Origin of the sequence: Salinisphaera sp. T31B1, assembly GCF_040361275.1 — a bacterium.
Classification (GTDB): Bacteria; Pseudomonadota; Gammaproteobacteria; order Nevskiales; family Salinisphaeraceae; genus Salinisphaera.
Genome location: NZ_APNH01000005.1, coordinates 366,073 through 389,673 on the forward strand (window position 1 = coordinate 366,073; position 23,601 = coordinate 389,673).

Below are 23,601 nucleotides of genomic sequence, written 5' to 3' on the forward strand. Positions count from 1 at the left end.
TTGGACTTGTTGATGGTGCCCGGGGCGAGAATCGAACTCGCACTCTGTTGCCAGAACCGGATTTTGAGTCCGGCGCGTCTACCAGTTCCGCCACCCGGGCCGGTGGGATGCGAAGTATACCGATCGCGCGGCTCGCGACCAATGGGGCGAATCGACGACCGCGATCAGTAGTCGGACAGGATCGCTTCCATATCGGTCTGATAGGCCGTCACGGTCTGGCGGTAGGTCAGCGACGGATTGGACGACGTGCCGTTGATCACGAAGGCGAATGCGCCAAACCCGCCGTCTGCCTTGCGGAAATAACCGGCCAGGGCGCGGACGGTCACCGGCTCGGTGAGTGTGCCGGTCTTGGCGGTCAGCCGCGTGAGCCAGTCGAAGTTGCCCTGCTTGAGGGTGCGCGAAGGTGCCGACAGCGGCACCGGCATACTGCCGTAGAGGGCCGGGAACAAGGCGTTCTGACGGTACATGTAGCCCAGCAGGGCGACCAGATCGCGGGCCGACAGCTTGTTGCTCACGGCCAGCCCGCTGCCGCTGTCGAAGATCGGCCCGGGGCCGGACGTCGCGTGGGTCGGGTAGGTTTCGCGCATGGCACGATCGGCGAGGGCTTCCAGCGCCTGAGAGGCCAGCGGCAGGGTCAGCGGCCGGTTGTACTGGCTGTCAGCGGCCAGATCGAGCGTGAGCGTATCGGCCATGTAGTTGTTCGAATAGGCCATCAGCGGAATCAGCTGTTCGGCCAGGGTATCGCTCTCGATGCGTGCGAGCATGTCCGCGCCGCTGCCGGCGTTGGTTTCGACACGGATGTTGCCGTCGATCTGGACGCCCATGTCGGCAAGCATCGCAGCCAGGATACGCGCGGTTTCGGTAGCCGGGCCGGTGACCGCCCGATGAACCTCGTATGGGCCGCCACCGGCCGGGAGCGAGCCGCGCAGATGCAGCGTGGACGTGCCGTTGTCGTAGGTTCGCCACGCCGTGAGCGTGGCCCGGGCGCCGGCGCTAGCGGTATCCACGCGGTTGTCCAGCGTATAGCCGGAGACGTTGGCTGGGTTGAGCACTACCCGCGCGGGCTCGCCTGCACTGCGGCCGCCGTAGACGCTGGCATGGACGGTCGCGAAGTTGCTGCCGGCCGACGACAGTGGAGCGCTGTAGGCATGCCAGGCTTTTTCCTCGGCGTCGCAGCGATCCTTGGTCAGACAGGGCACCGCACCGAACAGGCCATCGTCGACGACCAGGTTGCCGGTCACATGCGTGATGCCGCGCCCGCGCAGACGTCCGATCAGCGACCAGATATCGGCATTGTCCAGCGCCGGATCGCCGCCGCCGACGAAGACCAGGTCGCCATTCAGGGTCGTGCCCGCAACCGGGCCGCGGCTGGCGAAACGGGTCACAAAGCGATGATCCGGCCCGAACTGTTCGAGTGCTGCGCTGACCGCGAACAGCTTGCTGACCGAGGCAGGGGTGAGCCGCTGGTCCGGGTTGAGTTCGGCGATCGGCGACATGTCGTCCAGATCGACCACCAGCGCGCTCACGTGGGCACGCTGGGACAGCGCGCGCAGTGAATCCAGATAAGCGGCGGCGCTGGCCGACGCGTTCGTCAGCAGCAAAATGGTGCCGACCATCGTCAATGCCAGTGTTCGATGAACGACCGAGCGGCGCGCAACTAGCATAAGGACCCCGATGCCCTGGACAGCGTGACAAAGATCGGCAGTGTATGCGGTGTCTTGCGCGCGACTCAATCGCGGCAGCACCACGCCGTCGAACGTCGACGCGCCTGATCGCGACGTCTACACTGCGCCGCCATGCATCTCGAACGCCTGACTCAATCGCAGGACGCCCGGCGCGGTTGTCTGCATCTGCCGCACGGCCGCGTGTCCACGCCGGCGTTCATGCCCGTGGGCACCTACGGCACGGTCAAGGGCATGACGCCCGAGGAAATCGAGTCGCTGGGCGCCGAGATCGTGCTCGGCAACACCTATCATCTGATGCTGCGGCCGGGCACGGAGGTCGTCGAGGCCCACGGCGGGCTGCACGATTTCATGCACTGGGACAAGCCGATTCTCACCGACTCGGGCGGGTTTCAGGTGTGGAGCCTGGCCGAGATGCGCAAGCTCACCGAGGACGGCGTGGCGTTCCGGTCTCCGCTGGACGGTTCGCGGCAGTATCTGTCGCCGGAGCGCTCGATCGAGGTTCAGCATGCGCTGAACTCCGACATCGTGATGTGTCTGGACGAGTGCACGGATTACCCGGTCGCCAAGGAAGACGCGGCGGCGTCAATGGGCCTGTCCATGCGCTGGGCCGCGCGCTGTCGCCAAGCGCACGGCGATAGCACCAATCTACTGTTCGGTATCAATCAGGGCAGCGTGTTCGACGACCTGCGCGCCGAGTCCATGGCCGCACTGGTGGATATTGGTTTCGATGGCTACGCCATCGGCGGGGTATCGGTCGGCGAAGCCTGGGATGACAAGGCGGCCGTACTGGCCGGCGTGCTGCCGGTCACGCCGGCGGACTACCCGCGCTATCTGATGGGCGTGGGCACGCCGTCGGATCTGGTGGCCGCGGTATCGTTCGGGATCGACATGTTCGATTGCGTCATGCCGACACGCAATGCACGCAACGGTTATCTGTTCACCAGTGCCGGGGTGGTCAAGATCAAGAATGCCGTACACCGGCACGACACCGGTCCGCTGGACGCCGACTGCGACTGCTACACCTGTCGGCACTACACGCGTGCCTATCTGCATCATCTGTATCGCTGCGGCGAGATTCTGGCCGCCCGGCTCAACACCTGGCACAACCTGGCCTACTATCAGCGTTTGATGCAGCGCATTCGCACCGCGATCGAACAGGACCGCTATGCTGAATTCATGCGTGAATTCTTCGCATCGCGCGAAGGCGCGGGGACCGAACAGGCCGCTTATTTCGGCTATGGCTGACCACGCGGGTGGCCGCGGCGCAAACGCTCGCCGGTCGCCGCGATCCCTGTGGCATACTACGCCGCTTGTTAGACGCCGTACGACCTACAGTTCATTCGAGGGCACGTTATGGATTTTCTGATTTCTCCGGCCTATGCGCAGGGCGGCGCGCCTGCGGGCGGCGGCATCATGCCGACGCTGATCATGGTCGGCCTGTTCTTCGTGTTCATGTATTTCATGATCATCCGGCCGCAGATGAAGCGCCAGAAAGAACACAAGAAGCTGCTGGAAAGCCTGGACAAGGGCAGCGAGATCGTCACCTCCGGCGGGCTGGCGGGTCGTATCCGTCAGGTCGGCGAGAACTTTCTCGTCGTCGAGGTCTCCGAAGGTGTCGAGATCCGTATCCAGAAGAACGCGGTGACCAGCGTCGTGCCCAAGGGCACCCTGGAATCGCTTTAATCCAGTAGGCTTTGCCGGCGCGCCGACGTTCGGCCGGCGACCGGCCCCAATATCCGAGATCGGGGCGCTATGAACCGCTATCCGCTGTGGAAGTACCTGTTGCTGTTGGCCGTGATTGCCGTCGGCGTTCTGTATGCGCTGCCCAATCTCTACGGTGAACAGCCGGCGGTACAGGTCTCCCAGGCCAGCGGCGATCCGGCGAACCAGGCGCTGGTGCAGCGGGTACGCCGCACCCTGGACAATGCAGGCATGCCGCCCGTCGACATCACGCTCGAAGACGGGCGGCTGCTGGCGCTCTATCCGGGCACCGAGGCGCAGCTCAAGGCGGCGGGTGCGCTCAAGCGCGAACTGGGCGACGACTACACCGTCGCGCTGAATCTCGCCTCCAGCACGCCCGACTGGCTGCGTGCCATCGGCGCCGAGCCGATGGCGCTGGGCCTGGACCTGCGTGGCGGTGTGCATTTCCTGCTCGAGGTGGACATGGACAGCGTGTTCAATTCCACCTATGACCGCTACGCGCGTGATATTCCGCGTTTTCTGCGCGACCAGTCGATCCGTTACAGTCGTGCCTCGCGGGACGGCGATTCGGTGCGGTTGATCTTCCCCAACGAACAGGTGATGGATCAGGCGCGCAGCGCACTGTCGTCCGAGTTCAACGTGCTCGATTTCCGGCCCGCACCCAACGCCGAGAATACGCTGGTGGCGGTGCTCAACGAGACCGAACAGCGGCGTATCACCGATTTCGCTCTTCAGCAGAACCTCACCACGCTGCGCAACCGCGTCAACGAGCTCGGCGTCGCGGAGCCGCTGGTCCAGCGACAGGGCGATTCGCGCATTGTGGTCGAGCTGCCGGGCGTTCAGGACACCGCGGAAGCCAAGCGCCTGCTGGGCAAGACCGCCACACTCGAGTACCGGCTGGTCGCCCAGGGCGAGGACGCACAGGCGGCCGAGCGCACGGGCAACGTGCCGGCCGGCACCCAGCTCTATCACACGCGTGACGGGCAGCCGATCCTGCTCGACGACGACGTGATCGCCTCGGGCGACCAGCTCGTCGACGCCTCGTCGGGATTCGATCAGCAGTCCGGCACGCCGGCGGTATTCGTAACCCTCGACGGCCAGGCGGCCAGCAAGATGTTCGATGTCACCTCGGCGCACGTGGGTGACCCGATGGCCGTGCTGTTCATCGAGAACAAGGTCGATACGCGCTACGAGGACGGCAAGGAGATCCGTACCCGCCGCAAGGTCGAGCAGGTCATCAGCGTCGCCAACATACGCAGTGCGTTCGGCAAGCGTTTCCAGACCACCGGCCTGGAGCGCGGCGAAGCTCACGATCTGGCGCTGCTTCTGCGCGCGGGCGCACTGGCCGCGCCGGTGAACGTGGTCGAAGAGCGCACCATCGGCCCGAGCCTGGGCGCCGACAATATCGCACAGGGCCGGCTGGCCGTGATCGTCGGCTTTCTGCTGGTGGTCGGCTTCATGATGGTCTACTACCGCGCGTTCGGCCTGTTCGCCAACGCCGCACTGTTCATGAACCTGATCCTGATCGTTGCGCTGCTGTCGCTGCTCCAGGCCACGCTCACGCTGCCCGGTATCGCCGGCATCGTGCTCACCATCGGTATGGCCGTCGACGCCAACGTGCTGATCTTCGAGCGAATACGCGAGGAACTGGACAGTGGGAACACCCCGCAATCGGCAATCAAGTCAGGCTACGACAAGGCGTTTTCGTCGATCGCCGATGCCAATATCACGACGCTGATCGCCGCCATCGTGCTGTTCGGTTTCGGGACCGGCCCGATCAAGGGTTTTGCCGTGACCCTGTCGCTGGGCATTCTCACCTCCATGTTCACGGCCATCGTGGGCACCCGTGCGATCGCGAATCTGGTCTACGGCCGCAAGCGCCGCCTGAATTCGCTGTCGATCTGATCCGCGTTCCTTCGTTCTTCCAGTCGAGCCCGCCATGCGCCTGATCAAATCCGATACTCATATCGACTTCGTCAGCTACGGCAAGTACGCGATCGTGTTCTCCGTGCTGCTGATTCTGATGTCGTTCGTATCGTTCGGCTTCGAAAAACTTACCTTCGGCATCGACTTCACCGGCGGCGTGATCGTTGAAGCCGGCTATCCCGAGGCCGTCGAACTCCAGAACGTTCGCAACGCGTTGGCGGACGGCGGGTATCCGGGTGCGACCGTCCAGCATTTCGGGGCGTCGGACTCGGTGATGATCCGTCTGGCCACCGATGAAGGCGCGGATACTTCGGCGGTGAGCACTCAGGTGATGAACGCGCTGCATGCACAGAATCCCGACGCCCAGCTCCGTCGGGTCGAGTTCGTCGGGCCCCAGGTCGGCAAGGAACTGATCAACAAGGGCGCGCTCGCGCTGCTTTATACGGTGATCGCGATTCTGATCTACGTCATCGTGCGCTTTCACTGGAAGCTGGCCAGCGGTGCGGTGGTCGCGCTGGTGCACGACGTGCTGATCACCCTCGGCGTATTCTCGCTGTTCCATCTGGATTTCGATCTGACCGTGCTCGCGGCGCTGCTCGCGGTCATCGGCTATTCGCTCAACGATACGATCGTGGTCTACGACCGCATCCGCGAGAACTTCAGGCGCATGCGCAAGGCCACGCCGACCGAGGTGGTCAATGCCTCGATCAACCAGACGCTGTCTCGTACGCTGATGACCTCGGGTACCACCATTCTGACTCTGCTGGCACTTTTCTTTCTCGGTGGAGAAGTGATCCATGGCTTTGCCACGGCACTGCTGATCGGCATTCTGATCGGCACGTATTCGTCGATCTTCGTCGCCAGTGCGCTGGCGTTGCGGCTGAAAATTACCAGTCAGGATCTGTTCCCGCCCAAGGAAGAAGACGCCGAAAAGGCGGCCCGCGTCACGCGCTGACCCCAAGCTGCGGCCCCCGGTCGACCGGTCGCTGAGGTCCGCTTCCGGTACGGCACGATAGCCCGATTCGTCCGTACGGCTGTCGGGGCCGTGTTCGAAAGGCGTATCGTCTAGTCTGCGCTTTTTCAATCCGTGCGCGACCGACCCGCGGACGCACGGAGTGCCCTTGGGGCAGGGGGAGGTTGTGGGTGGACGGTGGTATGGCCTCGCGCGTCGGCCCGTCGTTGCCGCGCGTTCCGAGGTCGGCGTTCGATCATGGAACTGATCTGGCTCGCGCTCGCCCTGGGCGGCGGCCTCGCGGCTGCCCGGTTGCAGTTGCCCGTGTTCGTTGGCTATCTGATGGTGGGACTGGCGCTGGGGCTGGTTGGCCAGCAGTCGACACCACTGCTGGTAGAGGCCGGCGAGATCGGCGTGCTGCTGTTGCTGTTCGGGGTCGGGCTGCACCTGCGCCCGGCGACCCTGTTCAACCGGCCGGTGCTTATCGGCGGCGGGCTGCATCTGACGGCCAGCCTTCTGGTGCTCGGCGTGGTCGCCTGGGCGCTCGGCCTGACGGCTATCGAGGCCTTGCTCTGTGCCTTGCTGCTGAGTTTTTCCAGTACGGTGCTGGCGGCCAAGACGCTGGATACGGCCGGCGAGCTGGGCGCGTTTCATGGCCGTCTGGCGATCGGCATTCTGATCGTTCAGGATTGTGTTGCGGTACTGGTGATGATCGCGGTCTCGGAGACGGCGTTGTCGTGGTGGACACTGATCGTGCTGCCGGGGCTGGCCTGTCTGCGCTGGCCGCTGCTCTGGCTGTTGTCGGCGATCGATTCGGACGAGCTGCTGCTGCTGGCCGCTGCGCTGCTCGCCCTCGGCGTCGCCCGCCTGTTTACCGAGCTCGGCCTGTCAGCCGAGCTCGGTGCAATCGCCGCCGGTGCGCTGGTGGCTGCTCATCCGCGCGGTCAGGCGCTGGCTGCCCATTTATGGGCGGTCAAGGAATTGCTGTTGAGCGCGTTCTTCTTGAGCGTCGGGCTGCAGGTATCGCCCGGGCTCACCGATTGGGCGCTGGCTGCGGCTCTGGCCCTGTTGCTGCCGGCCAAGGCCTGGCTGTTCTTCGCGCTGCTGGTCTCGCTCGGGCTGCGTGCGCGCACCGCTTTCCTGACCGGCAACGCGCTCACCAGCTACAGCGAATTCACGCTCATCGCCGGCATGGCGGCCCATGCCCAGGGATTGCTATCGAGCACGGTGCTGAGTGTTCTGACACTGGCCACCGTGCTGTCGTTCGTGATTCATCTGCCGCATAACCGTCTGGGTCATGCCATCTACGACCGGTTCGAGCGCGGTCTGCGTGCCTTTGAACGTGACGTGCCGCATCCGGACGAGCCGGTGGCGAGCATCGGTGCGGCGCATTATCTCGTGCTGGGTATGGGCCGAACCGGTACGGCCGCCTACGATTTTCTGCGCCGCAGCGGTCAGACCGCGGCCGGCCTGGACACCGATCCGGATGTGCTGTCGCGCCATGTGGCCGCCGAGCGCCGGGTAGCCTACGGCGACGCACAGGATCGAGAACTGTGGCGGGATCTACGCCTGCGTTCGGTCCGTGGGGCGGTGGTGGCACTGCCGAATGCGCCGGGACGGCTGCGCGCGACCCGGTTGCTGCGCGAATATGCACCGCAGCTGGTGATCAGCACCTTTGCCATGCACGCCCATGAGGCCGAGGCCCTGCGCGAGGCTGGCGCCGACAACGTGAGCTATCTGCTGGCCGAGGCCGGCGAACGCATGGCCGAATTGAGTTGCACGCCGGCCGATCCGGGCACGGACGAACGGCCGCGTCTGCCGTCGTGAGACCCGATCAGCGGGCCGGCGTCTTCGCGATCTTGTCGGCCAGCTGAGGATAGAGCTTGGGGTTGGCCGCCACTATGTTGCCGGTGTCCATCGGATCGCCGTCGTGCGCATCACCGGCGATGCCACCGGCGGCACGGACCATCAGGATGCCGGCGGCCATGTCCCATGGTGCCAGCCCCATTTCCCAGAAGCCGTCCAGACGGCCGGCAGCCACATAGGCCAGATCGAGCGCGGCCGAGCCGGCACGACGGATGTCCGACGATGCTGACAGCAGCCGGTTGAACACGGGCATGTGCGTGGCCACGTCACCGGACTTGCGATAGGCAAAGCCGGTCGCCAGCAGGGCCTGACGCATGTGCACGGTCTTCGAGACGCGGATCCGCTTGCCGTCGAGCGTGGCGCCGGCGCCGCGATCGGCGGTGAACAGCTCGTCCTTGACGGGATCGTAGATCACCGCGTGTTCGAGTACGCCGTTGACCTGGCAGCCGATCGAGACACAGAAATGCGGGATGCCACGCATGAAATTCGCGGTGCCGTCGATCGGATCGATGATCCAGATCGTGTCCGACTCACCCTGTTCGCCGGATTCCTCGGCGTGGAAGGCATGCCCGGGATAGACCCGGCGAATGGTGTCGATGATGGTCATCTCGGCGCGCTGATCGGCCTCGGTGACGTAATCGTTGCGGCCCCGCTTGGCGGTGACTTCGCCGGTGTCGCCGCGCCGGTAATAGGACAGAATCACGTCGCCGGCGCGGCGGGCGGCGGTTACGGCGATGTTGGTCAACGGTTGCATGAGCGGCTCTTGGGAATCTTGCGGGCGCGGCCGCCGTTGCCGGGCAGGCCGTCGAAAGCCGGCTAGCGTACCATTTGCCGGCGAACGACGACGTGCCCGGAAAGCCCATGACCCTAGCCGACATTACTGCCGCGACCGATGACCGAGCCTTGGACCGCTTCGAGCCCGAGCGGCTGGCACGCTTGCGTATCGTGCTGGTCGGGGCGCAGCACCCCGGCAATATCGGGGCCGCGGCCCGTGCGATGAAGGTGATGGGCCTGGCCGATCTCGTCCTGGTCGCGCCCGAGCGCTATCCCGACCCCGAGGCGTCGGCCCGTGCGTCCGGCGCCGACGACGTGCTCGAGGCCGCGCGCGTGGTCGACACGCTCGATGAGGCGATCGCCGACTGTGTGCTCGCGATCGGCGCCAGCGCCCGCCGTCGCAGTACCAGCTGGCCGCTGGTGGATGCGCGTACCGCGGCGCATCGGGCGGTCCGTCTGGCGGGCGAACATCGGGTCGCGCTCGTGTTCGGGCGCGAGCGCAGCGGTCTGGACAACGCCGAGCTCGACCGTTGCCAGCTCCACCTGCAGGTCCCGACCAATCCCGACTATCGCTCGCTCAATCTCGCCGCTGCGGTGCAGGTCGTGGCCTACGAGCTGCGCATGGCGGCCGGCGATCGGCCCGAAGCCGAGCCGCTCCACGAGCCGGTTCATGCGGCCGACATGGAAGGCCTGTACGGCCATTTCCACGATGTGCTGATCGCGGCCGGTTTTCTCGATCCGGAATCGCCCGGCGTGCTCATGCGACGGCTGCGCCGGCTGTTCAATCGTGCCGCGCCCGATCGCACCGAGCTCAATATCCTGCGGGGCGCGCTACGGGCGATGGATCCGCGTCGCCGGCCGCTCCGGCGCGCGCCCAAACCCCATTCGGCCGATGACGCGCCGGCAGGGCTTGATCCGGACGCACAAGACCCGAAATAGTGAAGATCGACCCACGGCGTACCCGTCGCCGTCGCCAGGCCCTGGGAGAGACTCATGCTTGCACGCATGCGCGAAGACATAAAATCCATATTCGAACGCGATCCCGCGGCGCGCAGTTTCTGGGAGGTGGTGTTTTCCTATCCCGGCCTGCATGCGCTGTGGTGGCATCGCGTGGCGCACTGGTGCTGGACACATCATCTGAAGTGGATCGGCCGTTTCGTATCGCATCTGTCGCGTTTTCTCACCGGCATCGAGATCCATCCGGGCGCGGTGATCGGCCGGCGGTTTTTCATTGACCACGGTTTCGGCGTGACCATCGGTGAAACGACGGTGATCGGCGACGATTGCACGATCTACCAGGGCGTGACCCTGGGCGGCACCAGCTGGAACCCTGGCAAGCGTCACCCGACACTGGAAAACGAGGTCATCGTGGGCGCGGGCGCAAAGGTGCTCGGCCCGTTCACGGTCGGCCAGGGCGCCCGGATCGGCTCGAATGCGGTGGTGGTCAAGGAAGTGCCGCCCGGTTGCACGGCGGTCGGCGTGCCGGCAAAGCTGGTCAAATGCAAGGACGGCACGCCCGAGGACCGGCGCAAGGAAACCGCCGACCGCATTGGTTTCTCCATGTACGGCGTGGCCCAGGACATGCCCGATCCGGTCTCCCGCGGCATCGATGCGATGCTCGATCATATCGACTCGCTGGAGCGCCGCCAGGACGAACTGGAGCGGCTGACCGCGCGGCTTTCCGAACAGTTCGAAGAACGTACCACCGACAAGGCCTGAGCCGGCCCGCCGGGCACGGCTCGCCAGGACGGCTGTCATGACGATCTATTTCGACCACAACGCCACCACGCCGCTGCATCCTGGCGTGCTCGAGGCGATGATGCCCTGGCTGACTGAAGGGTACGCCAACCCCTCGTCGCTGCATCGCAGCGGGCGCGGGGCCCGGGCCGCCGTGGAGGCCGCGCGCGGCCAGGTGGCGAATCTGGTCGGTGCGCATCCATCTCAGGTGATCTTCACCGGCGGCGGCACCGAGGCCGACAACCTGGCGCTGGCCGGGGTGGCAGCGGCCGCTCGGCATCCTTCACGCATGATCATTTCGCCGATCGAGCACCCGGCGATCGTCGATACCGCCGACGCTCTGGCCGCGGCCGGCTGGCAGATCGAAACGGTCGCGGTCGACGATCAGGGCCGGGTGCTGTGCGACGATCTGGCGGCCCGCCTGGCAGAGAGGCCCTGTGCACTGGTCTCGATCATGGCTGCCAACAACGAGACCGGCGTGATCCAGGATATGGAAACGATCAGCCGGTGCTGCCGCCAGGCAGGCGTGCCGCTGCATACCGACGCGGTACAGGCCATCGGCAAGCATGGCTTCGATTTCGCGGCTAGCGGCGCGGCCTGTGCCAGCGTGTCGGCACACAAGATCCAGGGTCCGAAGGGCGTGGGCGCGCTGATCGTCGACCGGCATCTGCCGATCGATGCCATCGTTCACGGTGGCGGCCACGAGCAGGGCCTGCGTTCGGGTACGCTCAACGTCGCCGGGATCGTGGGTTTCGGCGCGGCGGCGGCTCGCCTGGGCGAGCATCGCGACCAAGAGATCGCCCATATGCGCACGCTGCGTGACCAGCTCGAAACCGGGCTGGATGCAATGCCGGGCATCACGCGTTTTTCACCGCATGCCGAGCGTCTGGCCAATACCTGCCAGTTCGCCGTGGCCGGCTACGACGGTGAAGGTCTGCTCATGTTGCTGGATCACGACGATATTGCGGTGTCGTCCGGGTCAGCCTGTGCCGCAGGCACCGGCGAGCCCAGCCCGGTGCTGTTGGCCATGGGCGTCGAGCCCGACGTTGCGCGCGGCGCGATCCGAGTGAGCCTGGGGCCTGGCAATACGCTTGCCGAAGTCCAGCGCTTCTTGCTGGTGCTGGGTCGCCTGGCCGGGGGCACCGGTGGCCTGCCCGGCGGTATCAGCGCGTCGGTGCTCACCGGATGAGCGACGTCCAGGCGCTCTATCTGGACCATGCCGCCACCACGCCATTGGTGCCGGGCGTGGCAGAACGCATGCAGGAAGTGCTTGCCGGGCCGTCCGCCAACCCGGCGTCGGCGCATCCGGCCGGGCGGGCGGCGGCGGCCTATATCGCAGACGCGGCGCGCGCGGTCGGTGAACTGATCAACGCCGACGCCGACTCACTGGTATGGACGTCCGGGGCGACCGAGTCGATCAACCTGGCGCTCAAGGGTGTGGTCGGCTTCAACGGCGGCGGGGGGCATCTGGTTACGGTCGCCACCGAGCATGCCGCCACGCTCGATGTGGCCGACTGGCTGGCAGCGCGTGGTACGCGGGTCACCCGGTTGGGCGTGGACGTACACGGGCGCATCGATCTCGCCGAGTTCGAAACAGCGCTGGCCGACGACGCGACGCTGGCGTCGATCATGCATGTCAACAACGAAACGGGCGTGATTCAGGATATCGAGGCGATCGGTCGGCTGTGCGAGTGCCACGACGTGGCGCTGCACGTGGATGCCGCGCAGAGTCTGGGCCGGCTGCCGATCGACGTGCAGCGGATGAACATCGCGTTGCTGTCGATGTCCGCGCACAAGCTCGGCGGGCCGCAGGGTATCGGCGCACTGTATGTACGATCGCGCCCCCGCGTGGGTCTGAGCGCACTGATCCACGGCGGCGGTCAGCAGGGCGGTCGTCGCTCGGGCACTTTGGCGACCCACCAGATCGCTGGCTTCGGCGCGGCGGCGGAATGGGTGGCCTCCACGCGTGAAGGCGAGCAAACCCGGTTGGCAGGACTGCGTGATGCGCTCTGGGCATCGATCGAGCAACGGCTGCCGGGCGTGCATCGCAACGGCGACAGCGCGCAGGTTGCCGCCCCGTTTCTTAACGTCAGCGTCGATGATGTGCACGGTGAAGCACTAAGGGTCGGACTGACCGAAGGCCAACCCAGTCTGGCGGTGTCGTCGGGCGCGGCATGCAGTGCGGCACGCGGTCAGTCGTCCTATGTGTTGCGTGCCCAGGGGCGCAGCCCGCGGCTGGCCGCGGCCAGCATACGTTTCTGTCTGGGTGCAGACATCGACCGGGCCGGGGCCGCATGTGCCGCCGATCGGTTCGTCGCCGAAGTCCAGCGTCTGCGCGCGCTGGGCCGGCCCGCGGCTGCGTGAGCACAACGGATACGCCAATCTGGCTGACGCATTTCCTGGCGCCGCAGCACGCATTGTCTAAATATGACATCATGCAATGGCAAGGTTCGGGGTCGGCGGATACGCCCGGTGCCGATGCGGTATGCCGTATGCTGTTGTGTCTGGGTGAGGATGGCCAGCGGATCAAGCATGCCGCATTCGAGGTGTTCGGTCCGCCGGTGGCCGTCGCCTGTGCCGACTGGGCCTGCGAGTGGCTGAGCGATCGAACGATTGCCGCCGCACGCAGTCTCAGCGTAAAGGATTTCGAGCAGGCACTGGCACTTGCGCCGAGTCAGCGGTATGCCGCGTTGCTCGTCGCCGACGCATTGGCTGAGGCCTTTCGCTGTCTGTGAGCGCAGTGGCCGCACGCCGACTGGCATACAGGTTCGCCAATCTGGGATCATGAGGTTATGAGCGATACAGCGATCGAAGAAGAGGAACTGACGCTTACCGAAGCGGCCGCCGAGCGGATCAAGAGCCAGCTGGCCAAGCGCGGCAGCGGCCTCGGTCTGCGCGTAGGGGTGCGCAAATCCGGTTGTAGCGGCTATATGTACACCATGGATTACGCCGACCAGATCGACGCGGACGACGACGTCTTCGAAGCCCATGGGGCCAAGGTCGTGGTCGAGCGCCGTCATATGGAGGTGCTGCGCGGCACGACCTTGGACTTTCGCTCCGAAGGTCTCAACCGTATGTTTCGGTTCGATAATCCTCACGCGAAGAACGCCTGCGGTTGCGGCGAGTCGTTCACCGTCTGATCGGCGCGCGATTGTACCCCTGACAACAGCCACGTCAGGGCGCTACAATGGTAAGTTAACCGCCGCGCAGGCATTCGTGTCGCGCGGCGTTCACTTTAGCAACGCCTGGAGACAACATGGCCGTAGAGCGCACCCTTTCCATCATCAAGCCGGACGCCGTCGCCAAGAACGTGATCGGCGAGATTCTTCGCCGCTTCGAGAACGCCAACCTGCGCATCATCGGTGCGCGCATGGTGCAGCTCTCGCGTGAAGACGCCGAGAAATTCTATGCGGTGCACTCCGAGCGTCCGTTCTTCAACGAGCTGGTGTCGTTCATGATTTCGGGCCCCGTCATGGTCCAGTGCCTGGAAGGCGAGAACGCAATTGCGGCCAACCGCGACCTGATGGGCGCGACCAACCCGAAGGAAGCCGAAGCCGGCACCATCCGTGGCGATTTTGCCGACTCGATCGATGCCAACGCGGTTCACGGTTCAGATGCCGAAGACACTGCCGCCCAGGAGATCGAGTTCTTCTTCGGCAAAGACGGCCTCTGCCCGCGCTGAGTCGGGTAACCGGCCCGTCATGAGCACCCCAGTCCGCGAAAACACGGGTTCGTCCCGCGCCGGTGCCGATGGCATCGCGCGCACGAACCTGTTCGGCCTCGATCGCGAGGCCATGGCGGCATTCTTCCGGTCTCATGGCGAGTCGGCGTTCCGTGCCAAGCAGGTCATGCAGTGGATCTATGCCCGCGGTGTGACCGACTTCGACGGCATGACGGATCTGTCCAAGAAGCTGCGCGAGCGGCTGCCGGCGATCGCCGAAATCCGCCCGCCGGCCAAGATCCGTGAACAACAGGCCGCGGACGGCACCCGCAAGTGGTTGCTCGCGGTCACAGAGGATCTGGATCCCGACAACGCCATCGAGGCGGTCTATATCCCGGAGTCCGACCGGGCCACGCTGTGTATCTCCTCCCAGATCGGCTGCGCGTTGGATTGCAGCTTCTGTGCCACCGGCAAGCAAGGGCTCAACCGCAATCTCACCACGGCTGAGATTGTCGGCCAGGTCTGGATGGCCGAACACGATCTGCGGGCCCAGGGCATGGTTCACGGCGAGCGTGCGCTGTCCAATATCGTGTTCATGGGCATGGGCGAGCCGCTGGCCAACTATCGCGCGCTCGTGCCGGCCATCCGAATTCTGCTGGACGACTACGGCTTCGGCCTGTCCAAGCGCCGGGTGACCGTATCGACCTCGGGCATGGTGCCGTTCATGGACCGGCTGCGCGAAGAGGTCGATGTGGCACTGGCGGTGTCGCTGCATGCGCCGACCGATGCGCTGCGCGACGAGCTGGTGCCGATCAACCGCAAGTATCCCTTGTCCGAACTCATGGCGGCCTGCGATCGCTACGTGGCCGACAAGCAGCGGCGGGCCCACGTGGTGTACGAGTATGTCCTGCTGGCTGGCGTGAACGACAACCCCGAGCAGGCCCATGCGCTGGCGCGGTTGCTTGGCAATCGTTCCGCCAAGGTCAACCTGATTCCCTTCAACCCGTTCGACGGCACCGAGTACAGCCGGCCGGACGAATCGCGTACCCGGGCGTTCCAGGACATCCTGCATCGCAAGGGTCTGCGCACGACCGTGCGCCGTACGCGCGGCGACGATATCGATGCCGCATGCGGCCAGCTGGTCGGGCGCGTACGTAGCCGCCAGAAGCGCCATTTCCGCGATGTCCCGATTCGGGTCGAGAGCAAGCAGGCCGCGCCGACATGACGTTGGCCGGACGTCTGGCCTACATCCTGCTGTTTGCCTGTGTGATTGCGCTGGCCGGCTGTGCCGGTCGCGAGAACGTCGTGGACAAGCCGCGCGCCGCGGATGCCAACGCCAGTCTGGGCGCCGATTTTCTGCGCAAGAACGACAACGAGCAGGCGCTGTCCCGCTTCAAGCGGGCGCTCGACTACGATCGCAACAATGTCTCGGCCACCTGGGGCATGGCGATCGTCAGCGATCGTCTCGGCGAGACCGACGACGCCCGCCGCTATTACGAACGTGCACTGGACCTGCAGCCCGGGCCCGCGATCTACAACAGCTATGGCGTGTTCCTGTGCAAGCAGGGCGAGACCGAGCGCGCACTGAAATATCTCGAGCGCGCGGCCAACGATCCTCGCTTCGCCGGCCGCGCCGATGCGCTTGCCAACGCCGGCCTGTGCCTGCATCGTGCCGGCCAGCCCGAGGCGGCCGAGCGCTACTACCGCACCGCGCTGGCGGCTGACGACAGTCAGGTGACCGCGCTGACCGACATGGCACGGCTCAAGTACGAACAGGGCGACTACCTCCGGGCGCGTGCGTTCATCGAGCGGGCCGACGCCGTGACCACGCTCGATGCCGAGCAGTTGCTGCTGGGTGCGCGTATCGAACTCGCGCTCGACGATCGCGCGGCGGCCAGCGGTTATCTGGAACGCCACAACGCCAGCGCGCCGACCGAGAGCCTGTCGCTGAATCAACTGGAGCAATCGCGCCGATGACCGATTCTTCCGACGAATACGAAGAGGACGTGGCCCCCACGAACCTGACGCGCAACAAGGCCGACGGGCAGTCCCCGGGCGAGATCCTGCGCGAGGCACGTCTGGCCAACGAGTACTCGGTCGAGGATCTGTGCGCGCAGACCAAGCTCTCGGCCAAGACCGTGCATGCGCTCGAGGACAACGACTTCGCGGCGCTGTCGCAGCCGGTGTTCGCGCGCGGCTACTACCGTCAGTGCGCCAAGGTGCTGGATATCGACAGCGAGCGGCTCATGGCGGCCTACAGCGCCTGGGGCGGGGCCCCGGTGGCCGCGCATGCCGCGTCGCCGGCGGCAGTCGATGTCGTGCCCCAGGACGTCACCCCGGGCGGTTGGCGATCGGTCGGGCTGATCGGCGGCGTGGTGCTGCTGCTGGTCGCGGTGGGCGCGGTCTACCTGCTGCTGCCCGATGCCGGACTGTCGGATAACGACACCCCGGGGACCGACAACGACACCATGGTGCTGTCGGATAACGATGCCCCGGGTGCGTCGCAGGCGCCTGCAGACGACAATGCGCTCGATCGGTCCACGACCACACCGGATATTGCCGGTGACGCGGCGGGCGAAACGGCTGGCGCTGCGGGCGTCGCCGGCTCGTCCGAAAATAGCGCCTCCGGCCAGTCGACGGCCGGCGGTCGTCGTACCGGCGGGCGCAATGTCAACGACACGCTCGGGCTCAATCGCGACGACGCCGAAGCCGAGGCCGCGCCCGCCGACGAGCCGACCGAGCCGGCGGTAGATCCGGCGCACCTGACGCTGGAGTTCACCGGCCGTTCCTGGGTGGACGTGCGTGATGCCGACGGCAGCCGGTTGCTCACCGGCATCTTCGAGTCGGGCGAGACGCGCGAATTCGATGGCACCCCGCCATACAAAATCACGCTCGGCTATGCGCCGGGCGTCAACGTCACCATCGGCGGCCAGCCGGTGGATGTGGCGGCCCAGACGACCGGTAACGCGACCGCACGCCTGACCGTGGCCGCGGCCGGCGACAACTGAGTTCGGCTGTTCCGATGAGTGATCGTATCCAGTCCATTCGCGGCATGAACGATGTCCTGCCGGCCGACAACGCCGCCTGGACCACGCTCGAACGCACCGCGGCGCGCGTGTTCGCCGCCTACGGCTACGAGCAGATCCGCTTGCCGATCATGGAGCGCACGGGCCTTTTCAAGCGGGCCGTGGGCGAAGTTACCGACATCGTCGAGAAAGAGATGTATACCTTCGAGGACCGGGGCGGCGAGTCGCTGTCGCTGCGTCCCGAGGGCACGGCGGGCGCGGTACGCGCCGGTATCGAGCACGGTCTGTTGCACAACGCCACCCAGCGACTGTGGTATGTCGGACCGATGTTCCGCTACGAGCGGCCGCAGAAAGGGCGCTATCGCCAGTTCCATCAGTTCGGCGTCGAGGCCTTCGGGCAGACCGGCCCGGACGTGGATATCGAACAGATCGCGCTGTCGTCGCGGCTGTTCGCGGCCCTGGGCGTGAGCGGCCTCCGTCTGGAGATCAACACGCTCGGCACCCCCGACGAGCGTGCCGAGTATCGCGATGCACTGCATGCCTACTTCAGTGCGCACACCGATACGCTGGATGCCGACAGTTTGCGCCGGCTCGACCGCAATCCGTTGCGGATTCTCGACAGCAAGAACCCCGACATGGCCGAGTTGATCGCGGCCGCACCCACGCTGCGCGAATATCTGGGCCAGGCCTCGAGCGCGCATTTCGATGCGCTGTGTGCCGGGCTCGAGGGTCTGGGCATCGAATACACCATCAATCCGCGGTTGGTACGCGGGCTGGATTACTACACCCGTACCGTGTTCGAGTGGATCACCCGCGATCTGGGCGCTCAGGACGCGGTCTGCTCGGGCGGGCGGTTCGACGGCCTTGTCGAGCAGCTGGGCGGCAGCGCCACGCCGGCCATGGGCTTTGCCCTGGGCGTGGAGCGCGTCATCGCGCTCATGCAGGCCCAGGGTGTGGCGTTGGCCGACGTTGCGCCGCAGGTCTATCTCGTCTACAAGGGCGCAACCGCCGAGGCACGCGTGCCGGTGCTGGCCGAACGGCTGCGCGATGCGGTCCCGGATCTGCGACTGCGGGTGAATGCCGGCGGCGGCAGCCTGAAGTCGCAGTTCAAGCGGGCTGACAAGAGCGGGGCGCGGCTGGCGCTGGTGTTCGGCGACGACGAGGCCGCTGCCGATCAGATTCAGATCAAGCCGCTGACCGACCGGCGCCCGCAGGAAACCGTCGCGCTGGACAGCGCGGCCGAACGCATCGCGGCACTGCTGGCCTGATGGCGCTGCAACCCTGGCCGTATCACGCGGTCTGATTCGATTCACGATACCGTCCGATAACAACGTAAAGACAACGCATGGCCGAATTCGACGACAACGAAGAACTCACCCGCTTCAAGCATTGGTGGTCCGGCAACGGTGCCGCCGTGGTGATCGGCCTGGCGATCGGTATCGTCGTGATCCTCGGCTGGCAGGGCTGGCGCTGGTACCAGAACAACCAGGCGATGAGCGCAGCCAATATCTACCAGCAGGTCGAACGCGGCGTGGCCAGCGGCCAGGTCAACGACACGGTCGTCAAGATCGTCGGCCAGCTGCAGGACGACTATTCCGGCACGCCGTATGCCGCCGACGCCTCGATGCGCCTGGCCGGCTACTACGTCCAGCAGAAAGACTACGACAAGGCCCGCGAGCAGCTCGACTGGGCCATGAACAACGCCTCGCGCGAGGGTATTCGGAACATCGCGCGCGTTCGTGCGGCGCGCCTGGCGTGGACGCAGGGCAACGCCGACGCCGCGCTCAAGCTGCTCGATGCCGATCATCCCGAGAGCTTCGACGCGCTGTATGCCGAACTGGCCGGCGACATTCATGCCGAGCAGGGCGATCGCGAGGCCGCCTACAAGGCCTACCAGGTCGCACTGGAAAGCCTGCCGCCGGACACGCCGCGCCAGCCGCTGGAAACCAAGCTGGCCGACAACGCACCGGCCGATTCGGCCGAGGCACCCGCCGACGATTCCAAGAGCGCTGCCGCATCATGAGTACCCGTCGCACGATTCCGATCCTTGCCGGCACGATCGCCGCGGCCAGTTTCCTGCTCGCCGGTTGCGGCGGCGGGGCGGCGGTATCCGAGCCCACGCCGCTGACCGAACTCAAGGCGCCGGCCTATCGTATGGAAACGCTGTGGCGGACCGACGGCGGCGATGGCGCGGGGGAGTATGTCAGCGGTTTCAAGCCGGCGGTGGAAGGCAACCGCGTGTACGTCGCCAACCGCGACGGCTATGTGGTCGCGCTGAACCTGAGCAACGGTAAACGCATCTGGCGCTCGCGGACCGGTGACCGGCTGATCGCCGGCCCGGCGGTGGCCGGCGACAAGCTGTTACTGGGCACCCGCGACGGCCAGATCGTGGCGCTGGACGTGGCCTCCGGCGAACGCGCCTGGACCACGGAGCTGTCCAGCGAAGTGATTTCCGCGCCGGCGTCATCGGCCGATCTCGCGGTGGCCCGCACGCTGGACGGGCGACTGGTCGCGCTGGATCTGGCCACCGGCGATCGTCGCTGGACGATCGAACGCAGCGTGCCCACGTTGACCATGCGCGGCACGTCCTCGCCGGTAATCAACGGCAACATGGTGTATGCCGGTCTGGACAACGGCAAGGTCATCGCGCTCGATCTGGCCACCGGCGAACAGCGGTGGGAGCAGGTCGTGGCGCTGCCGTCGGGCCGCTCCGAACTGGATCGCATCGTTGACGTGGACGCTGACCCGCTCGTGCTCGACAACGAGCTCTATGCGGTGAGCGTGGGCGGCGAAATGGCGTCGCTGTCGCTCACCTCGGGGCGTACGCGCTGGCAGCAGCAGATCGCTGCGGAAAGCGGCCTGGCCGCCGACGACAACAGCATCTATACCGCCGACATGGACGGCGATGTCTGGGCGATCAATCGGATTACCGGCAACAAGCGCTGGGAACAGGAAGCACTCAAGTACCGCAAGGTGTCGGCACCCGCCGTGTTCGACGGCGATGTCCTGGTCGGCGACTATGACGGCTACGTCCACTGGCTGTCGGCCGACGACGGCAGTGTGATCGCGCGCGGACGCCCGTTCGACGAGGCGATCCGCAGCCGCCCGGTGGTTGCCGGCGACCGCGCTATCGTGCTGGGCGCCGACGGCGAGATCGCAGCGGTGCGTTTTTCACCGACGCGCGCCGACTAGCACGGCCCCAGGCGCTCATCATGGAATCTGTCGGCCAGCCGTTGCCGGTCCTCGCCCTTGTCGGGCGACCGAACGTGGGCAAGTCCACGCTGTTCAACCGGCTCACGCGTACGCGCGATGCACTGGTCGCCGACCAGCCCGGCGTCACTCGCGACCGCCACTACGGGTTCGCGGCCCACGAGGGCCAGCGGTATATCGTCATCGATACCGGCGGCATCGGCCAGGACGACGAAGATATCGATGCCCAGGCCATGGCCCAGACCCAGGCGGCCCTGACCGAGGCGGATGTCGTGCTCATGGTCACCGATGCACGCCAGGGCCTGCTCGCCGGCGACGAGATCATCGCCGAACAGCTGCGCCGCCTGACTCAACCGGTCCACGTGGTCGTCAACAAGAGCGAAGGCCAGGTCGGCGTACAGGCCACCGCCGAGTTTCATGCGCTTGCACTGGGCGACCCCTGGGCGATTTCGGCCAGTCACGGTGACCGCATCTCGTTATTGCTCGAGCATGTGTTCGCCAACCTGCCGGCGCCGCGAGCGCAGGTCGGTGCGTATCCGGCCGATGCAATACGTCTGGCGCTGCTGGGCCGGCCCAACGCGGGCAAGTCGACGCTGGTCAACCGCCTGGTGGGGGAGACGCGGATGCTCACCCAGGATGCGCCCGGCACCACGCGCGATGCCGTGGCCAGCGAATTCCGCTTCGACGACCGCCCCTATGTGATCGTCGACACGGCCGGTATCCGGCGCCGTACCCGTATTGACGATACGCTGGAAAAAGTCAGCGTGGTCAAGGCTATGCAGGCCGCCGAGGCCGCCCAGGTCGTGATCATCATGCTGGATGCGGCCAGCGGTCTGTCGGCCCAGGATATCCGCCTGCTCAGCCTGGCGGTCGAGCGTGGCCGGGCAACTGTGATAGCGGTCAACAAGTGGGATGGGTTGTCGGCCAAACAGCGCGAGAAACTGCACGCGGAGCTGGTCGAGCGCATCGGCGCCTTCGACTTTCTGCCGCTGTTGTTCATTTCCGCGCTGCACGGCTCCGGACTGCGCGAACTGCTGGACGCGGTCCAGGCGTCGCACCGGGCGGCCTACGCCGAACTCAATACATCACAGCTGTCGCGTACGCTGGAAGACGCCGTGGAGGCGCACGCGCCGCCCGCGATCCACGGCCGGCGCATCAAGCTGCGTTTCGCTCATCAGGGCGGGCGCAACCCGCCGACCATCGTCATCCACGGCAACCAGACGCAGCGGCTGAGCGACGAGTACAAGCGTTTTCTCATGCGCCGCTTCCGTGAGAAGTTCAATCTGTTCGGGACACCGATCCACCTTGTGTTCAAGAACAGCGACAACCCCTACGCCGGGCGCAGCACCAAACGCAAGCGCTCCTGAGTACGGCTGGCGCCGCTGCATGCACGGGTGGCCTGCCGTCAGCTCTCTTCGCTGCGGGCGGCGCTCTGCCGGCCCGGTTCGTTCATGCCTCGCGAAGCGCAGCACAACGGCTTCATGCAAGCACGGCGACCGGCGACGGCGCGCGAGGCGCTGGCCAACCGAGCCGCCACGGACCGTGGCCTGGGCACGGTGTGGGTGCCTCGCCATGCCATCGGGCCATCCATTGCAGCCGAGCGGTCGCTAAGAACGGGCCTCGAAAACGGTTCGTGCCGGGTTCGGTCCGAGTAATGGTTGATTTCCTACACCGTAGCCGCCGACGTCGCTGCTGCGTCGTGTGTCCGAACAAACGATCGGCACCGATTCCCTGAGCGGCGCCTCGCCTGGTCGGCTGTTATCGTCGATGGGCGCCCGGCGAGAACGACAGGAGCGCCTGCTGGGTTCGGGGAAGGCGCATCGTGCCTTGTTGCCTGCGTGGGTGTGCCTGCGATCGTGGCTCTGCCGAGGGTGTGCCGAGCGGCGCATACGCCGCCCATGAAAAAGCCCGCGTCATTCGACGCGGGCTTTCTATTGACCAGCCGGGCAACGTCGCCCGCGGCTGGCGCTATGGCCGACTGACTATTTCTTGAGCAGGAAGTCAGCCACCCAGCCCTTGCGGTCATCGTCGAACTGCACGTAACTCCAGTCCTTTTCCTTTTTGAGGATCTTGACCGAGTCGCCTTCCTTGGCCTGGAAAAGCACCTTGGATTTCGTGGTCGATCCTTCGCGGATATTGACCGTGCTACCGCTGATCGTGGCCGACGGGTGGGTCGGCGCCGGCGGGGTCTTCGGCTTGGCGGCGGCAGCGCGCGCGGCTGCGGCGGCTGCTTCGGCCTCTGCCTTGGCCTGCGCTTCGGCCTCGGCCTCGGCTTTCTTCGCTGCGGCCAGCTTCGCACTACAGTCGGTGAAGGTGCGCTGGAACCAGTTGCACGATGTCGGGGCCGGGCTCGACGATCCGGCGCCCGGCTTGTACTTGTTGGCCGCTTCCTCGGTATAGGGTTCGGTATGGCCGTCTGCAAAGACCAGCACCGGGGCCATCTTCTGCGGAACGACTTCCAGCGGCGAAATGGTGATCGCGCTGTCGTCGGCGTTGGGCATGCTCGTGGGCTGCTTGCCGTCGATATAGAACTGCCACAGTTCGACCTTCAGCGTGTCGCCGTTCTGCTGCCAGCCGACCACGATGCCGCTGTTGTTATAGACATAATGGAGCCGGCGGATCTGCATCCAGATCGTGGCGTCGTCCATGTTCTCGAACCGGCGCTGGCCTTCCTCGTACTCGAGCTGGGTCACGCCTTCGGCGGGCTGCCAGACCGGCGGCTGGCCGTCGTAGGTGATGCCCATGCTACCGGCAAAGCGCGATTCGCGGGGTTCGACGACGGCGCCACGACGGACATCGTTCCAGGTGAATACACGGCGCAGACCAGGGCCGGCCTCGATCTTGATCGGGCCGAACGGGGCATCGGCAACCAACTGGGTGTTGTCCGACAGCACGACTTCGTTGGTCTCGGGCACGGGCGGCCCGCCGTCCGGGATCGGCGGCGGCTCGGGCGTGACGAGCTTCGGCCCGACGGCACAGCCGCTGGCCAGCAATACGATGACGCTCAGCGCGAGCAGCGGCAGGCGGCGCTGAACGGCCGCTTGGAAAACCTTGGTCATGGTC

22 protein-coding genes and 1 tRNA gene are annotated in these 23,601 nt (G+C 65.9%); 19 read left to right on the forward strand and 4 right to left on the reverse strand.

Going from position 1 to position 23,601, the window contains the following annotated elements; genetic code table 11:
- Nucleotides 1–13: 13 nt before the first annotated feature.
- Nucleotides 14–100 (reverse strand) — tRNA-Leu (locus T31B1_RS18480).
- Between the two features lie 64 nt (nt 101–164).
- Nucleotides 165–1,616 (reverse strand): D-alanyl-D-alanine carboxypeptidase/D-alanyl-D-alanine endopeptidase, encoded by a 1,452-nt coding sequence (dacB, locus tag T31B1_RS18485; RefSeq protein ID WP_353251013.1) that lies wholly within the window; start codon nt 1,614–1,616, stop codon nt 165–167.
- 180 nt (nt 1,617–1,796) lie between these two features.
- Here dacB and tgt point away from each other — a divergent pair, with 180 nt between their 5' ends.
- From tgt to T31B1_RS18510, 5 genes are all read left to right on the forward strand, one after another.
- Nucleotides 1,797–2,930, forward strand: a complete 1,134-nt coding sequence (tgt, locus tag T31B1_RS18490; RefSeq protein ID WP_353251014.1) for a tRNA guanosine(34) transglycosylase Tgt — start codon at nt 1,797–1,799, stop codon at nt 2,928–2,930.
- 108 nt (nt 2,931–3,038) lie between these two features.
- Nucleotides 3,039–3,368 (forward strand): preprotein translocase subunit YajC, encoded by a 330-nt coding sequence (gene yajC, locus T31B1_RS18495; RefSeq protein WP_353251015.1) that lies wholly within the window; start codon nt 3,039–3,041, stop codon nt 3,366–3,368.
- A 69-nt stretch (nt 3,369–3,437) separates the two neighbouring features.
- On the forward strand, nt 3,438–5,291 hold the full coding sequence (secD, locus tag T31B1_RS18500) for a protein translocase subunit SecD (RefSeq protein ID WP_353251016.1): 1,854 nt from the start codon (nt 3,438–3,440) through the stop codon (nt 5,289–5,291).
- 34 nt (nt 5,292–5,325) lie between these two features.
- The gene (secF, locus tag T31B1_RS18505) at nt 5,326–6,267 is read left to right on the forward strand and encodes a protein translocase subunit SecF (protein ID WP_353251017.1); all 942 of its coding nucleotides are present in this window, start codon (nt 5,326–5,328) and stop codon (nt 6,265–6,267) included.
- A gap of 255 nt (nt 6,268–6,522) precedes the next feature.
- Nucleotides 6,523–8,091, forward strand: a complete 1,569-nt coding sequence (locus T31B1_RS18510; RefSeq protein ID WP_353251018.1) for a cation:proton antiporter domain-containing protein — start codon at nt 6,523–6,525, stop codon at nt 8,089–8,091.
- A 7-nt stretch (nt 8,092–8,098) separates the two neighbouring features.
- Here the strand turns inward: T31B1_RS18510 and T31B1_RS18515 are convergent, their stop codons facing one another.
- Nucleotides 8,099–8,884: an inositol monophosphatase family protein gene (locus T31B1_RS18515; RefSeq protein WP_353251019.1), complete on the reverse strand. Its 786-nt coding sequence runs from the start codon at nt 8,882–8,884 to the stop codon at nt 8,099–8,101.
- Nucleotides 8,885–8,991: 107 nt separating this feature from the next.
- On the opposite strand from T31B1_RS18515, the gene T31B1_RS18520 reads away from it, so the two are divergent.
- The 14 genes from T31B1_RS18520 (at nt 8,992) to der (ending at nt 21,905) form a co-directional block, all read left to right on the forward strand.
- A complete protein-coding gene (locus tag T31B1_RS18520) occupies nt 8,992–9,843 on the forward strand; it encodes an RNA methyltransferase (RefSeq protein WP_353251020.1) in 852 nt (283 codons plus the stop codon).
- Nucleotides 9,844–9,897: 54 nt separating this feature from the next.
- Entirely contained in the window at nt 9,898–10,623 is a 726-nt protein-coding gene (gene cysE / locus T31B1_RS18525) for a serine O-acetyltransferase (RefSeq protein WP_353251021.1), read from the forward strand.
- A 37-nt stretch (nt 10,624–10,660) separates the two neighbouring features.
- Complete coding sequence (locus T31B1_RS18530) at nt 10,661–11,830, forward strand: cysteine desulfurase family protein (RefSeq protein ID WP_353251022.1); 1,170 nt, start codon at nt 10,661–10,663, stop codon at nt 11,828–11,830.
- The gene (locus T31B1_RS18535; RefSeq protein ID WP_353251023.1) at nt 11,827–13,005 is read left to right on the forward strand and encodes a cysteine desulfurase family protein; all 1,179 of its coding nucleotides are present in this window, start codon (nt 11,827–11,829) and stop codon (nt 13,003–13,005) included. Before T31B1_RS18530 ends, T31B1_RS18535 begins: the two co-directional genes overlap by 4 nt.
- Nucleotides 13,002–13,376 carry an iron-sulfur cluster assembly scaffold protein gene (locus T31B1_RS18540; protein ID WP_353251024.1) on the forward strand — a complete coding sequence of 125 codons (375 nt, stop codon included), beginning with the start codon at nt 13,002–13,004 and terminating at the stop codon, nt 13,374–13,376. The genes T31B1_RS18535 and T31B1_RS18540 overlap by 4 nt, the downstream gene beginning before the upstream one ends.
- Before the next feature lie 57 nt (nt 13,377–13,433).
- Entirely contained in the window at nt 13,434–13,781 is a 348-nt protein-coding gene (locus T31B1_RS18545; RefSeq protein WP_353251025.1) for a HesB/IscA family protein, read from the forward strand.
- A gap of 116 nt (nt 13,782–13,897) precedes the next feature.
- Complete coding sequence (gene ndk / locus T31B1_RS18550) at nt 13,898–14,323, forward strand: nucleoside-diphosphate kinase (protein WP_353251026.1); 426 nt, start codon at nt 13,898–13,900, stop codon at nt 14,321–14,323.
- Between the two features lie 19 nt (nt 14,324–14,342).
- Nucleotides 14,343–15,527 (forward strand): dual-specificity RNA methyltransferase RlmN, encoded by a 1,185-nt coding sequence (gene rlmN, locus T31B1_RS18555; RefSeq protein ID WP_353251027.1) that lies wholly within the window; start codon nt 14,343–14,345, stop codon nt 15,525–15,527.
- Nucleotides 15,524–16,279: a type IV pilus biogenesis/stability protein PilW gene (pilW, locus tag T31B1_RS18560; RefSeq protein WP_353251028.1), complete on the forward strand. Its 756-nt coding sequence runs from the start codon at nt 15,524–15,526 to the stop codon at nt 16,277–16,279. The genes rlmN and pilW overlap by 4 nt, the downstream gene beginning before the upstream one ends.
- Nucleotides 16,276–17,310, forward strand: a complete 1,035-nt coding sequence (locus T31B1_RS18565; protein WP_353251029.1) for a RodZ domain-containing protein — start codon at nt 16,276–16,278, stop codon at nt 17,308–17,310. Before pilW ends, T31B1_RS18565 begins: the two co-directional genes overlap by 4 nt.
- 14 nt (nt 17,311–17,324) lie before the next feature.
- The gene (gene hisS / locus T31B1_RS18570) at nt 17,325–18,596 is read left to right on the forward strand and encodes a histidine--tRNA ligase (protein WP_353251030.1); all 1,272 of its coding nucleotides are present in this window, start codon (nt 17,325–17,327) and stop codon (nt 18,594–18,596) included.
- Between the two features lie 77 nt (nt 18,597–18,673).
- Nucleotides 18,674–19,351 (forward strand): YfgM family protein, encoded by a 678-nt coding sequence (locus T31B1_RS18575; RefSeq protein WP_353251031.1) that lies wholly within the window; start codon nt 18,674–18,676, stop codon nt 19,349–19,351.
- Nucleotides 19,348–20,520: an outer membrane protein assembly factor BamB gene (bamB, locus tag T31B1_RS18580; RefSeq protein ID WP_353251032.1), complete on the forward strand. Its 1,173-nt coding sequence runs from the start codon at nt 19,348–19,350 to the stop codon at nt 20,518–20,520. The genes T31B1_RS18575 and bamB overlap by 4 nt, the downstream gene beginning before the upstream one ends.
- A 20-nt stretch (nt 20,521–20,540) precedes the next feature.
- Nucleotides 20,541–21,905 (forward strand): ribosome biogenesis GTPase Der, encoded by a 1,365-nt coding sequence (gene der, locus T31B1_RS18585; protein ID WP_353251033.1) that lies wholly within the window; start codon nt 20,541–20,543, stop codon nt 21,903–21,905.
- A gap of 615 nt (nt 21,906–22,520) precedes the next feature.
- Here the strand turns inward: der and T31B1_RS18590 are convergent.
- A complete protein-coding gene (locus T31B1_RS18590) occupies nt 22,521–23,597 on the reverse strand; it encodes an SH3 domain-containing protein (protein WP_353251034.1) in 1,077 nt (358 codons plus the stop codon).
- Between the last annotated feature and the right edge of the window lie 4 nt (nt 23,598–23,601).

Excerpts from the sequence above, each read along its gene's own strand:
- dacB (WP_353251013.1), bottom strand. The coding sequence starts at position 1,616 with ATGGTCGGCACCATTTTGCTGCTGACGAACGCGTCGGCCAGCGCCGCC.
- tgt (WP_353251014.1), top strand. The coding sequence starts at position 1,797 with ATGCATCTCGAACGCCTGACTCAATCGCAGGACGCCCGGCGCGGTTGT.
- yajC (WP_353251015.1), top strand. The coding sequence starts at position 3,039 with ATGGATTTTCTGATTTCTCCGGCCTATGCGCAGGGCGGCGCGCCTGCG.
- secD (WP_353251016.1), top strand. The coding sequence starts at position 3,438 with ATGAACCGCTATCCGCTGTGGAAGTACCTGTTGCTGTTGGCCGTGATT.
- secF (WP_353251017.1), top strand. The coding sequence starts at position 5,326 with ATGCGCCTGATCAAATCCGATACTCATATCGACTTCGTCAGCTACGGC.
- T31B1_RS18510 (WP_353251018.1), top strand. The coding sequence starts at position 6,523 with ATGGAACTGATCTGGCTCGCGCTCGCCCTGGGCGGCGGCCTCGCGGCT.
- T31B1_RS18515 (WP_353251019.1), bottom strand. The coding sequence starts at position 8,884 with ATGCAACCGTTGACCAACATCGCCGTAACCGCCGCCCGCCGCGCCGGC.
- T31B1_RS18520 (WP_353251020.1), top strand. The coding sequence starts at position 8,992 with ATGACCCTAGCCGACATTACTGCCGCGACCGATGACCGAGCCTTGGAC.
- cysE (WP_353251021.1), top strand. The coding sequence starts at position 9,898 with ATGCTTGCACGCATGCGCGAAGACATAAAATCCATATTCGAACGCGAT.
- T31B1_RS18530 (WP_353251022.1), top strand. The coding sequence starts at position 10,661 with ATGACGATCTATTTCGACCACAACGCCACCACGCCGCTGCATCCTGGC.
- T31B1_RS18535 (WP_353251023.1), top strand. The coding sequence starts at position 11,827 with ATGAGCGACGTCCAGGCGCTCTATCTGGACCATGCCGCCACCACGCCA.
- T31B1_RS18545 (WP_353251025.1), top strand. The coding sequence starts at position 13,434 with ATGAGCGATACAGCGATCGAAGAAGAGGAACTGACGCTTACCGAAGCG.
- ndk (WP_353251026.1), top strand. The coding sequence starts at position 13,898 with ATGGCCGTAGAGCGCACCCTTTCCATCATCAAGCCGGACGCCGTCGCC.
- rlmN (WP_353251027.1), top strand. The coding sequence starts at position 14,343 with ATGAGCACCCCAGTCCGCGAAAACACGGGTTCGTCCCGCGCCGGTGCC.
- pilW (WP_353251028.1), top strand. The coding sequence starts at position 15,524 with ATGACGTTGGCCGGACGTCTGGCCTACATCCTGCTGTTTGCCTGTGTG.
- T31B1_RS18565 (WP_353251029.1), top strand. The coding sequence starts at position 16,276 with ATGACCGATTCTTCCGACGAATACGAAGAGGACGTGGCCCCCACGAAC.
- hisS (WP_353251030.1), top strand. The coding sequence starts at position 17,325 with ATGAGTGATCGTATCCAGTCCATTCGCGGCATGAACGATGTCCTGCCG.
- T31B1_RS18575 (WP_353251031.1), top strand. The coding sequence starts at position 18,674 with ATGGCCGAATTCGACGACAACGAAGAACTCACCCGCTTCAAGCATTGG.
- bamB (WP_353251032.1), top strand. The coding sequence starts at position 19,348 with ATGAGTACCCGTCGCACGATTCCGATCCTTGCCGGCACGATCGCCGCG.
- der (WP_353251033.1), top strand. The coding sequence starts at position 20,541 with ATGGAATCTGTCGGCCAGCCGTTGCCGGTCCTCGCCCTTGTCGGGCGA.
- T31B1_RS18590 (WP_353251034.1), bottom strand. The coding sequence starts at position 23,597 with ATGACCAAGGTTTTCCAAGCGGCCGTTCAGCGCCGCCTGCCGCTGCTC.